Here is a 12,513-nt window from a genome sequence, read left to right as displayed (position 1 = left end):
GCGGCCTGAACAACGGGCAGCGCGGAGAGGTTTCCGCCCGCCATCGACAGTGACAAGTCGGCACGGATCAGGACTGCCCCTGATCTGAAAGACCGCCGCTCCCGACATTGCCCCCTGACCCGCTCACGCGGCCCGGGCAATGATTCGGGTGACGAGGAGAGATGATGTCATGCGACTGACCCCCACCCCCTCTGCCAAAGAGACCTCAGGACTCGGCATCAACCGCCGCCAGTTCCTTAAACGCAGCGGTGTCGCCACCGGCGGCCTTGCCGCCGCGAGCTTCATGGCCGCCCCGATGATGAAACGCGCCGAAGCCAAGACCGAAGTGTCTGATGCGCCGGTCGAGACGAAGCGCACCATCTGCTCACACTGCTCCGTGGGCTGCGGCGTCTATGCCGAGGTCCAGGAAGGTGTCTGGACCAAGCAGGAACCCGCCTTCGATCACCCCTTCAACCGTGGCGCGCACTGCGCCAAGGGCGCATCGCTGCGTGAGCATGGTCACTCTGACCGTCGCCTCAAGTACCCGATGAAGCTCGAAGGTGGCAAGTGGAAGAAGCTCTCCTGGGAGCAGGCCATCGAGGAAGTCGGCGACAAGGTGCTCGAGCTCACCAAGGAGCACGGCCCCGATAGCATCTACTGGCTGGGCTCGGCCAAGTTCAGCAATGAACAGGCCTACCTGATGCGCAAGTTCGCGGCCCTGTTCGGCACCAACAACGTCGATCACCAGGCGCGTATCTGCCACTCCACCACGGTGGCCGGGGTCGCGAATACCTGGGGCTACGGGGCGATGACCAACTCCTTCAACGACATGCACAACTGTCGTTCGATCCTGTTCATCGGTTCCAACCCGTCCGAAGCGCATCCGGTGGCCATGCAGCACATCCTGCTGGCCAAGGAGCGCTCCAACGCCGAGATCATCGTCGTCGATCCGCGCTTCACGCGGACCGCCGCCAAGGCCAACAAGTACGTGCGCCTGCGTCCGGGTACCGATGTCGCCTACATCTGGGGCCTGCTGTGGCACATCTTCGAGAACGGCTGGGAAGATGAGGCCTACATCCAGCAGCGTGTCTACGGCATGGATGAAGTGCGTGCCGAAGTCGCCAAGTTCCCGCCGGCGGAAGTCGAGCGCATCACCGGCGTAGCCGAGGCCGACATGCTCGACGTCGCGCGCCGGCTGTCCCAGAACCGTCCGGGCAGCGTCGTGTGGTGCATGGGCGGCACCCAGCACACCACCGGCAACAACAACACCCGCGCCTACTGCATCCTGGAACTGGCGCTGGGCAACATCGGCAAGTCCGGTGGCGGCGCCAACATCTTCCGTGGCCACGACAACGTCCAGGGCGCCACGGATCTGGGCCTGATGTCCCACTCCCTGCCGGGCTACTACGGCCTCTCAGAAGGCGCGTGGAAGCACTGGTCCAAGGTCTGGAACGTCGATTACGAATGGATCCAGAACCGCTACGACCAGACCGAATATCACGACGGCAAGCCGATGCACACCAACGGCATCACCGTCTCGCGCTGGGTCGATGGCGTGCTCGAGAACCCGGACCGCATCTCCCAGCGCACCGCGCTCAAGGCGATGTTCTACTGGGGTCATGCCGTCAACTCCCAGACCCGCGGGCCGGAGATGAAGAAGGCGATGGCCAAGCTGGACATGATGGTGGTGGTCGACCCCTACCCGACCATCGCCGCCGTCATGCACGACCGTACCGACGGCGTCTACCTGCTGCCGGCCGCGACCCAGTTCGAGACCACCGGCAGCGTGACCAACTCAAGCCGCTCCCTGCAGTGGCGCGATCAGGTCATCGAGCCGATGTTCGAGTCCAAGCCTGACCACGAGATCATGTACCTGCTGTCTCGCAAGCTGGGCTTCGCCGACGAGCTGTTCCGCAACATCAAGGTCGAGGGCAGCGTGCCCGTCGTCGAGGACATCACGCGCGAGTTCAATGCCGGCATGTGGACGGTGGGTTACACCGCCCAGAGCCCTGAACGCCTGAAGGCTCACCAGCAGAACTGGCACACCTTCGACTTCGAGACGCTCAAGGCCCGTGGCGGCCCGGCCAACGGCGACTTCTACGGCCTGCCCTGGCCGTGCTGGGGCACGCCGGAGATGGGTCACCCGGGCTCGCCCATCCTGTATGACACCTCCAAGACGGTGGCCGAGGGTGGCGGCAACTTCCGCGCGCGTTATGGCGTGGAGCACAACGGCACCAACATCCTCGCGGAAGGCTCCTGGTCCAAGGGCGCCGAGATCGAGGATGGCTATCCGGAATTCACCGACAAGCTGCTCAAGCAGCTGGGCTGGTGGGATGACCTGACGGCCGAGGAAAAGCAGGCGGCGGAAGGCAAGAACTGGAAGACCGATCTCTCTGGCGGCATCCAGCGCGTGTGCATCAAGCATGGCTGCATGCCGTATGGCAACGCCAAGGCGCGTGCCCTGGTGTGGACCTTCCCGGACCCGATCCCCAAGCACCGCGAGCCGCTGTATACCGCGCGTCGCGACCTGGTGAAGGACTACCCGACCTGGCCGGATTCCGAGTCCATCTATCGCCTGCCGACGCTCTACGCCTCCATCCAGGAGAAGGACGTCAGCGCCAAGTACCCGATCACCCTGACCTCGGGCCGCCTGGTGGAATACGAAGGGGGTGGCGAAGAGACACGTTCCATTCCGTGGCTGGCCGAGCTGCAGCAGGAGATGTTCGTCGAGATCAATCCGGCACTGGCCAATGACCAGGGCATCAAGGACGGCGACATGGTCTGGGTCGAGGGCGCCGAGGGCGGCCGCGTCAAGGTGATGGCGATGGTCACCGAGCGTGTCGGCCCGGATGTCGTCTTCATGCCCTTCCACTTCGGTGGGCATTACGAGGGCGAATCCCTCGAGTCCCGCTATCCGGAAGGTACCGTGCCCTATGTGCTCGGTGAATCGGCCAATACCGCGACCACCTACGGCTACGACCCCGTGACCCTGATGCAGGAAACCAAGGTCACCTTGTGCCGCGTCAGCCTCGCCTGACTCGAGTGACGGCCGCGTCCCGATGACGCGGCCCGGACGCAGCGCAAGACACGATCGGACGTATCCGTTACCAGAATCATCCGGCCTGTTGACCGAGGAACCCGGCGACAGGCTGTGAAGGAGAAGCACCATGGCCCAGATGAAATTTTTGTGTGATGCAGAGCGCTGCATCGAGTGCAATGGCTGCGTGACAGCCTGCAAGAACGCCAACGAGACCGAATGGGGCGTTCAGCGTCGCCGCGTGGTGACCCTGGACGACGGCAAGCCGAGTGAAGTCTCCATCTCGGTGGCGTGCATGCATTGCGATGACGCGCCGTGCATGGCGGTCTGCCCCACCGACTGCTTCTACAAGACCGATGACGGTATCGTCCTGCACGACAAGGACATCTGCATCGGCTGCGGCTACTGCCTGTACGCCTGCCCGTTCGGCGCCCCGCAGTTCCCGCAGCAAGGCGCCTTCGGCGAGCGCGGCAAGATGGACAAGTGCACCTTCTGCGCCGGTGGCCCGGCCGAGAGCCCGGAAGAAGAGTTCGAGAAGTACGGTGCCAACCGCATCAGCGAAGGCAAGCTGCCGCTGTGCGCCGAGATGTGCTCCACCAAGGCCCTGCTGGCCGGCGATGCCGAGACCGTCTCCGACATCTTCCGTCAGCGTGTGGTCTATCGGGGCCATGAAGACGGCGCCTGGTCGCCGGTCGACAAGGCCAGCCATCCGGAAACCTCTGCCAACCTGACCACCAGCAGCGTTCAGCAGGCGGACCACCTGGCCTACGACGCAGCCCGCAAGGGGTAAGGAGGCGACATGCGCGCGCACTTTACAGCTTCACGGTTGACCGTGGTCGCCATGTTCCTGTGCCTGATGCTGGCCAGTCTCTGGCTGGCTCCTCAGGCACTGGCCGCGAACCCTGACGGCGAGATCGGTCAGGCGGTCGGCACGGTGGACGCCGATACCTGGCGGCAGGTCAAGAATGGGGGCAACTCCATAGACAGCCGACATGACTCCAACTACAGCCTGATCAACCAGAGCGGCGAGACCTGGCGTCAGATCCGCAATCGCTGGATCTCACCGGGCGGCCTGATCGCACTGGGTGGCATGCTGGCCGTGCTGGTGATCTTCTACCTGCTGGTGGGACGCAACAATCTGGACCATCCGCGCAGCGGCAAGCTGATGCTGCGCTGGACGGCACTGGAGCGCGCCATGCACTGGACGCTGGCGACGCTGTTCCTGACGCTGGCCATCACCGGCATCAATCTGCTGTGGGGCAAGTTCGTGTTCCGCAATGTATTCGGGGATGTGTTCTGGGCCAACATGATCATGGCGACCAAGGTGATCCACAACTATGTGGGGCCCCTGTTCTCGATCATGCTGATCCTGGTGCTGGCCAAGTGGCTGAAGCTCAATCTTCCCAAAAAGCATGACCTTGACTGGTTCCGTCAGGGTGGCGGCATGATGAAGGGCAAGCATCCGGACGCCGGCTTCGCCAATGGTGGAGAAAAGGCCTGGTACTGGATTCTGGCGACGGTCGGCCTGGTAGTGATTGCCAGCGGGCTGGTACTGGACTTCCCGATCTTCGGCCAGACGCGTGACAACATGCAGTGGGCCAATGTCTTCCACGGCATCGCCTCGCTGATGCTGATCGCGGTGTCCTTCGGCCACATCTATATCGGCACCGCTGGTACCGAGGGTGCCTTCGAGGGCATGAAGACCGGTTACGTCGATGAGACTTGGGCCAAGCAGCACCACAATCTGTGGTACGACGAGGTCAAGCAGGCCGAAGCGGCAGACCCGGCAGCAGACCCCGCCACGGCACCTGACGATAGCCTGGCACGTCAGCAACGTCCGAATTAGCGCGGCGTCAGACATCCGCTGGATGAGTGAAGATACGCCCGGTCAGGTTCGCCTGCCGGGCGTTTTCGCTTGCCAGCGCCTGCTCTCTCGCTTGCCCGCGCACACTCTTTCGCGACTCTGCCACCCACTGGCGTTCCACCGGCCAACCCGCCTGCCAATCCGTCTGCCAAACCACAGACCAAACCACAGGCGTGCAGCACTGGTTCACAGCTCTGCATTAGTTGCGTAAAGTTTCAGATATCCCGCCTGGGCCCACCAGGCACCCCGACAGCATGAAGGCTGGCGCTTGGCTGCGCCTTCTCAGGAGAATTCGATGAGCGACCCGACCCCTCAAGCCGTACAAGACCTGAGCCAACTGGACGAACAGACCCGCACCGAGCTGGAAGCGGCCGCGTTCCGTCGTCTGCTCAAGCATCTGGATGACAACAAGGATGTCCAGAATATCGATCTGATGATCCTCGCCGACTTCTGCCGCAACTGCCTGTCCAAGTGGCTGATGGCCGCTGGCGAGGAGCGCGGCGTGAGCTTCGATTACGATGCGGCGCGCGAGCATGTCTACGGCATGCCCTATTCCGAGTGGAAGACACATCACCAGGCCAAGGCGACACCTGAGCAGCTGGCAGCGCTCGAGGCACGTCAACAAGGCAAGAAGGACTGATCATGAGCGGCAATGACGAACAGATCGGCCTCACCATCGCGGTATTGACCGTCTCGGATACACGCACCGCAGAGAATGACCGCTCCGGCGACGCCCTGGTCGACAACCTGACGGCGGCTGGCCACAGCCTGCATGAAAAGCGCATCGTGCCCGATGACGTCTACCAACTGCGCGCCGTGGTCAGCGAGTGGATCGCGGACCCGGCCGTGCAGGTCATCCTGACGACGGGCGGCACAGGCTTCACCGGGCGTGATTCCACACCGGAAGCCATTCGCGTGCTGCTCGACAAGGAAATCCAGGGCTTCGGCGAACTCTTCCGTCAGCTTTCACACCAGGAAGTCGGCAGCTCGACGATCCAGAGCCGCTGTCTGGGAGGGCTGGCCAACCGTACCGTGGTGTTCTGTCTGCCCGGCTCCACCGGCGCCTGCAAGACGGCCTGGAACGGCATCCTCAAGGAGCAGCTCGACAGCCGTCACCGCCCCTGCAACTTCGCCAACCTGGTGATTCCGGAGCGCGGAACCCATGCCCACTGACGCCAGTAAAGACCCGCATTCCCAGCCGTCGCCTTCCGCGGCGGCAGAATGTGGCTGCGACGCCGTGCCTGCCGGCGCCAAGGGGCTGGCGCCCCTGGCCAGTGCACTCGCAGCGCTACGTGACAGCTGCCCGCTGATGCCAGCCGAGCGCGTGGCAGTCAGTGACGCCGCCGGACGTGTGCTCGCCGAGGACGTGCATGCCGAGCTTGACGTGCCGCCTGCCGACAACTCCCAGATGGATGGTTACTGCGCCCGGGTGGCGGACATCGGTGACGGTGCCTGGCTGCCGATCAGTCAGCGTATCGCGGCAGGCCAGCCTGCCACGCCGCTGGCCGTGGCGAGTTGTGCGCGCCTGTTCACCGGAGCGGAAATCCCAGACGGCGGTGACGTGGTGGTCATGCAGGAAGAGGTGACACTGCGTGAAGGCGAAGGTGGCACCACTCTGGCCTGGCTGCCCGGGCCTCGCACCCGCGGCGACAACATTCGCGTTCAAGGCCGGGATGTCAGCAAGGGCAATCGATTGCTCGCGGCGGGCACACGACTGGACGCTGCCGCGCTGGGCCTGCTGTGTGGCCAGGGGGCAAGTCACGTGCTGGTGCGCCGCAAGGTACGAGTGGCCTTGTTCGCGACCGGCGATGAACTGATCGAACCCGGCCAGCCGCTCAAGCCCGGCCAGATCTACAATTCCAATCGCGTGATGCTCAGCCAGATGCTCAGCAACTTCGGGGCTGAGGTGGTGCTGGCGCCACTCAATGTGGCCGATACCTTCGAGGCCACCCGTGATGCTCTCGCTTCGGCGGCGCAACAGGCTGACCTGATCGTCACCTGCGGTGGGGTCAGCGTCGGCGAGGAAGACCACGTCCGCCCCGCCATCGAGGCGCTCGGCAGTCTGGATCTGTGGCGCCTGGCCATCAAACCGGGTAAACCGCTGGCGCTGGGGAGTATCAACAGCCCCCGGGGTGACACGGTGCGTGTCGTGGGCCTGCCGGGCAATCCGGTCTCCAGCTGGGTCGGTGGCTGGTTGTTCCTTCGTCCGCTACTGGGCGAGATGACCGACTGCTCTGCATTGCGCGAGCTGAAACGTCTCACGGTACGCGCGGCCTTCTCAGCCCGCACCGCCATCCGTCAGGACCATCTGCGTGTCACCTTGGCCACCGGCAGTGATGGACAGCTTGAGGCACATGCCTTCCCGGACCAGAACTCGGCGGTACTCTCCTCCTGCGCCGGTGCTCAGGCACTGGCCGTGATTCCGCCCCATGCACAGCTCAACCACGGCGACAGCGTGGAATGCCTGTGGCTCGAGCGCTGACACCGCTCCCCCCTCCCTGTTTTGACAACTGTCTTTACAACTGTCGTGACTACTGACGCGATAACTGTCACGACAACTGACGCTGGAATGCGACACCCTAGTGACACTCCAGCGTCATCTTGACCTCGCCCCTGAGTCCGGCACACTGACTGCCTTCATTCATCTGAGTTCTGACTGCCTACGGCGGCTCAGGACACTGATCGGTTACGGACTCTTGAGCAAGGACAACTCAATGCCAGCCTCTTCCTCGTCGCCCCACGCGCTGTTACGCCCACTTGCCATGGCTGTGCTGCTTGCCACCACGTCGTCATCCTTGCCGGCACTCGCCGATGACATTGCCACGTCGCCTGCGCCGGGCACGTCGGTCACCGAATGGAGCTATGCGAGTGAATCCGCGGATGACACCAACGCCGGAGCCAATGGCCCCGAGCATTGGGGAGAGCTCACCCCGGGCTATGCCGAGTGCTCGGTCGGCAGCCAGCAGTCGCCGATCGATATCGACAGCCAGTCACGCACGCTGAATGAAGCGGGCCCGAAACTCGACTACCATTCGCCGCTGCTCGTCACGCGCGATACGGGCCACACCCTGCAGATCGAAGGGGCCAGCGGCAATACCATGACGCTGGATGGCACCCAGTACACCCTGTCGCAGGTGCACCTGCATGTGCCGTCAGAGCACGCCATCGACGGCAAGCGTGCCGCCATGGAAATTCATCTGGTGCACAGCACGCCGGAAGGCAAGCTGGCCGTGCTGGCCGTACTGGTCGAGGAAGGGCATGACAACCTGGCCCTCAGCCGCCTGTTGAGCCGTCTGCCCCAGCGCGGCCTCTCCGAGACCCTGACAAGCGGCCTGTCTGCCAACCTGCTGCTGCCACGCGAACATGCCGGCTGGCAGTACTCCGGCTCGCTTACCACCCCGCCATGCTCTGAGCCCGTCACCTGGTTTGTCATGCAGACGCCGATCGAAGCCTCCCAAGCACAGATCGACGCCTACCATGAATGGCAAGGCGGAGAGAATGCCCGCCCCCTTCAGCGCTGATTGACAAAAACACGTCTACTTAGGCCGGCTGGCGCAATGCCAGCATGTCCGGCCACAACCGCGCGAAGCTGTCCTCGAGCATCGCGCGGTTATCCGCCAGCCACGGCGTCATGTCCGCCAGCGGATTGGTGCCTGCATCCAAATTGCCCACCTTGTGCGTATGCCTTCCATTGCGAGTATCACTTGTCTGGCGCAAGCGGCGTCTGGCCGTCATACGCTCGCCGATGCTGGCAATGGTCGCGAGCGTGAACTCCAGCTCCTGATAGCGCCTGAGTGCATCGCGCACCTGGATCCATTCGATCAGGCTCGACAGGCGCGACGGCACCTCCTCACGCGCCAGCAGGCGATAGAGGCGGTCGATATCGTCATCGTGCATCTCGGCGGCCAGCCGGTGATCCCACATCATGTCGAAGGCGATACCGGCGACACGTCGCGACGAAGGCGGCACCTGGGTCAACAACCAGCGTGTCTCGGGATGAGCGTCGATCACCGCGTCACAGCGGCGGTGAAAGCGGATGCCCGCCTCTACCTCCGGCGACCAGCCGCTCAGGTCACTGCCGCGCACGCCATCGGCAATCAGGTTGCCAAACAGGAAGTTATCGCTGCCCGCCAGACTCAGGCGTGCATGACCGAGAAAGTTCAAGTTGCTAGACTCCTGCTTTTGCGAATCCTGTCGCCGGTCTCATCTGGCGCGCCCTGGCTCTGCATACCCTGCTCCTGTTTCCCAACTCTACTGACTATCGAGATTCACGATGCCGTCCGCTTCCATGCCAGTCAAAGCGCCTATCGTGCGTGATATCGTCCTGATCGGCGGTGGGCACAGCCACGTCGGCGTGCTGATGCGCTTTGCCATGCAGCCAGAGCCCGGTGTCCGCCTGACCGTCATCTGTCGCGACACCGACACGCCCTATTCCGGCATGTTGCCGGGCTACGTCGCCGGTCATTATACGTTCGACGATGTGCATATCGACCTGCGCCGGCTGTGTCAGTTCGCCGGCGCCCGCTTCTATCGCGATCAGGTGATCGACATCGACCGCCGCGAGCGCCGCGTGATCTGCGCCGAGCGCCCGGCGGTGGACTACGACCTGCTGTCGATCAATATCGGCTCCACGCCTCGCCTGTCCCACATCGATGGTATCGGTGACCCTGAAGCCGCAGACGCCCCCGTGGTGGCGGTCAAGCCGATCAGCACCTTCCAGCAGCGCTGGCTGAGTCTGCTCGAGCGCGCCAGGAGCGCCGAGCGTCCGCTCGATATCGTGCTGGTCGGCGGCGGTGCCGGCGGTGTCGAACTGCTGCTGGCCATCCAGCAGCGCCTTGCCACCGAGTTGCCCGATGCGCTCGCGCCGAACCTGACGCTGATCACCCGCGGTCAGCGTCTGTTGCCCACCCATGCGCACACGGTCAGTGAGGCGCTTGCCACTACCCTGCACGAGCGCGGTATCCAGGTGCATTTCGGTGAGGAGATCACGGCCGTCGAACGCGCATCCTCGACCGCCCAGCGCCAGCTGATCAGTGCCAGCGGTGCCTGCCATCAGGCCGATGAGGCCATCTGGGTGACACGGGCCGGTGGTGCGCGCTGGCTGGAGAAGACCGGACTGAGCCTGGACGAGGATGGCTTCCTCAAGGTTCGCGATAGCCTGCAGACACTTGAGGATGACGCCATCTTCGCCGCGGGCGATATCGCACATCAGCTCAACCATCCCCGCGAGAAGGCCGGCGTGTTTGCCGTGCGCCAGGCCCGGCCGCTGGCCGACAATCTGCGACGGGCCGTGCGCGGCGAGCCACTCAAGGACCATGTGCCGCAGTCGCGCTGGCTGGCGCTGATCAGCACCGGGGATCGCGATGCCATCGCCTCACGCGGCAAGCTGGGGCTGGTCGCGCCGCGTCTGCGCCCGTGGCTGTGGCGCTGGAAGGACCATATCGACCGCCAGTTCATGGCTCGCTTCAATGAACTGCCCAGCATGCAGGACGCCGCGAATGCCGGCGACCTTTCCGGGTTGCACCAGCGCATCAGCGCTGCCTGGCAGGCACTCAGGGGACGCGTTGGCAAGCTGCATCCGCACCTGACAGCCGAGCTGGATGAGCAGGAGGCACACCAGGCCCTGTCCGCACTGGCGATGCGCTGCGGCGGCTGCGGGGCCAAGGTCGGCGCCAGCGTGCTGTCGCGAGCGCTGCAGAGTCTGGCCCCGCGCGAGAACCCGGACGTGCTGGTCGGGCTGCATGCCCCGGATGATGCCGCCATCGTGCGCGTGCCCGAAGGACAGGCGCTGGTGCACAGCGTCGACTTCTTCCGCGCCTTCATCGATGACCCCTATCTGTTCGGGCGCATCGCCGCCAATCACGCGCTGGGCGATCTCTACGCCATGGGCGCGACGCCGCATACGGCGACGGCGGTGGCCACGGTGCCACAGGGGGTCGAGCGCAAGGTCGAGCCGCTGGTACGCGAGCTGATGCAAGGCGCGACCGAGGTGCTCAACGAGGCGGGCTGCAGTCTGGTCGGCGGCCATACCGGCGAAGGTCAGGAGCTGGCACTGGGCTTCGCGCTCAATGGTCTGGTGGAGGAGAGCCTGGCCGGCGTCACCTGCAAGGGCGGCATGCAGCCGGGTGATGTGCTGTTGCTTACCAAGGCCATCGGCACCGGCACGCTGTTGGCAGCGCACGCACGCCTGGAAGCCCGCGGCCGCTGGATCGACGCCGCGCTGGACAGCATGCAGCAATCCAGTCAGCGCGCGGCGGATATTCTGAGCACGCATCAGGCGAGCGCCTCCACCGATGTCACCGGCTTCGGTCTGCTCGGCCATCTGGTCGAGATGACCCGCGCCAGCGGCGTGGATGCCGAGCTCGAGATCGATGCCCTGCCGGTGCTCGACGGCGCCGAGGACTGTGTCGCCCGCGGCGTGGTCAGCTCGCTGCAACCGGCCAATCTGCGCCTCAAGCGTGCCCTGAAGGACCAAGCCGGCGTCATCGATCATCCGCGCTATCCGCTGCTGTTCGATCCGCAGACGGCCGGTGGCCTGCTGGCCAGTGTGCCGCCCGGGGAAGCCGAGGCCTGTCTGGCCGCGCTCAAGGCCGCCGGCTATCACGCCAGCGCCATCATCGGGCGCATCACCCCCCAGGGCGATGCACTGGCGCCGATCAGCATCAAGCACTGAGCACGGTTAGAGGGTCACACGGTGAGCCAGCCAGTTGGCGGTCAATGACAACCGGCGACACCCAGCGATGCTTCACAAGCGTTGTGACATTAAGCGTTGTGACATTCAGATGCCAAGATGCCCGCCAGAGAATTCTCTGGCGGGCATCTTCATGACTGGCGACTCATGCGCGGGGCGTCTGGCAACAAGCCTCAGACTGACCGGCTACCTCAGGCTTCGGCTTCGCGCTTGAGCGCCTCGAAGGACTCCACGAACGCATCCATGGTCTCGGCGCAGTAATCCCGCAGCCCACTGACGACCAGCTTCTTGGAACCACTGCCGATGCACTGCTCGCCATCATGGATGCTGAACTCGAGCAGGGTATCGCCGCGCTTGCCGTTGACCTCGAGCGAGGACCCCACGAAGTCGAGGTGCAGGTCGGCGATATCCAGGCGCTCGAAACAGAAGCCCATGCTGTCGTAGATCACCAGCGGGCGGGCCGGGTTGAACATCACGCCCTTCTCCAGCATCAACGGCTGCAGGAAGTGCGGGAAGTTGCGCCCGGAGAAGGCGATATACTGGCGAGTGAAATTGGCGACCACTTCCTCGTCATGGGTGGTATCGCCGCTGCGCTCGACCGTCAGGTAGACCTTGCCGGCTTCATCGCGCACCAGCAGGGACACGCCATTCTCGTCGGGGGCGTCCAGCGCTTCGAAGATCAAGGGCACATCGTTGCCGACCATGCCGCAGAAACGGATGGTCATGCACTGCGACAGACCGAATTTCGCCAGCAACAGGGAGAACAGCAGGTCGCCGGGCACACAGAAGCGTCGCGCGTCCGGGTCATGAATGGGGTTGTAATCCCCCGCCATCTGCTTGGCGAAACGACTTGCCTGCTCGGCGGTGATCCGCACGCGGCCATCTTCGACCCGGTGAAACTGATCAAGAAACATGGACTGCCTTCCTGCCCTGCTTGAATGA

The 12,513-nt window shown here is 64.2% G+C and carries 10 protein-coding genes; 8 read left to right on the top strand and 2 right to left on the bottom strand.

From position 1 onward, the window contains the following. Positions 1-169: 169 nt before the first annotated feature. The 7 genes from CLAM6_RS08315 to CLAM6_RS08285 all read left to right on the top strand — a co-directional run bounded on the left by CLAM6_RS08315 (position 170) and on the right by CLAM6_RS08285 (position 8,401). Complete coding sequence (locus tag CLAM6_RS08315; RefSeq protein WP_153635724.1) at positions 170-3,016, top strand: molybdopterin-dependent oxidoreductase; 2,847 nt, start codon at positions 170-172, stop codon at positions 3,014-3,016. Positions 3,017-3,146: 130 nt separating this feature from the next. Then, the gene (fdh3B, locus tag CLAM6_RS08310; protein WP_043333544.1) at positions 3,147-3,806 is read left to right on the top strand and encodes a formate dehydrogenase FDH3 subunit beta; all 660 of its coding nucleotides are present in this window, start codon (positions 3,147-3,149) and stop codon (positions 3,804-3,806) included. A gap of 9 nt (positions 3,807-3,815) precedes the next feature. Next, positions 3,816-4,862 (top strand): formate dehydrogenase subunit gamma, encoded by a 1,047-nt coding sequence (locus CLAM6_RS08305; RefSeq protein ID WP_153635723.1) that lies wholly within the window; start codon positions 3,816-3,818, stop codon positions 4,860-4,862. A gap of 313 nt (positions 4,863-5,175) precedes the next feature. Beyond that, positions 5,176-5,520 (top strand): DUF1244 domain-containing protein, encoded by a 345-nt coding sequence (locus CLAM6_RS08300; RefSeq protein ID WP_054556717.1) that lies wholly within the window; start codon positions 5,176-5,178, stop codon positions 5,518-5,520. Between the two features lie 2 nt (positions 5,521-5,522). Next, positions 5,523-6,053: a molybdenum cofactor biosynthesis protein B gene (moaB, locus tag CLAM6_RS08295; RefSeq protein WP_054556718.1), complete on the top strand. Its 531-nt coding sequence runs from the start codon at positions 5,523-5,525 to the stop codon at positions 6,051-6,053. Then, entirely contained in the window at positions 6,043-7,362 is a 1,320-nt protein-coding gene (locus CLAM6_RS08290; RefSeq protein WP_153635722.1) for a molybdopterin molybdotransferase MoeA, read from the top strand. Before moaB ends, CLAM6_RS08290 begins: the two co-directional genes overlap by 11 nt. A gap of 232 nt (positions 7,363-7,594) precedes the next feature. After that, a complete protein-coding gene (locus tag CLAM6_RS08285) occupies positions 7,595-8,401 on the top strand; it encodes a carbonic anhydrase (RefSeq protein WP_153635721.1) in 807 nt (268 codons plus the stop codon). A 19-nt stretch (positions 8,402-8,420) separates the two neighbouring features. Here the strand turns inward: CLAM6_RS08285 and CLAM6_RS08280 are convergent, their stop codons facing one another. Then, on the bottom strand, positions 8,421-9,044 hold the full coding sequence (locus CLAM6_RS08280; RefSeq protein WP_153635720.1) for an ACP phosphodiesterase: 624 nt from the start codon (positions 9,042-9,044) through the stop codon (positions 8,421-8,423). Between the two features lie 145 nt (positions 9,045-9,189). On the opposite strand from CLAM6_RS08280, the gene selD reads away from it, so the two are divergent. Further along, positions 9,190-11,553, top strand: a complete 2,364-nt coding sequence (gene selD, locus CLAM6_RS08275; RefSeq protein ID WP_197738735.1) for a selenide, water dikinase SelD — start codon at positions 9,190-9,192, stop codon at positions 11,551-11,553. 209 nt (positions 11,554-11,762) lie between these two features. On the opposite strand, the gene CLAM6_RS08270 is transcribed toward selD, so the two are convergent. Further along, positions 11,763-12,485 carry a DUF3581 family protein gene (locus CLAM6_RS08270; protein ID WP_054556084.1) on the bottom strand — a complete coding sequence of 241 codons (723 nt, stop codon included), beginning with the start codon at positions 12,483-12,485 and terminating at the stop codon, positions 11,763-11,765. Positions 12,486-12,513: the final 28 nt, after the last annotated feature.

This window comes from Cobetia sp. AM6 (genome assembly GCF_009617955.1).
In the GTDB taxonomy this organism is placed as follows: domain Bacteria; phylum Pseudomonadota; class Gammaproteobacteria; order Pseudomonadales; family Halomonadaceae; genus Cobetia; species Cobetia amphilecti.
Note: the sequence above shows the minus strand (reverse complement) of the source record. Positions and strands in the feature narration are given on the sequence as shown.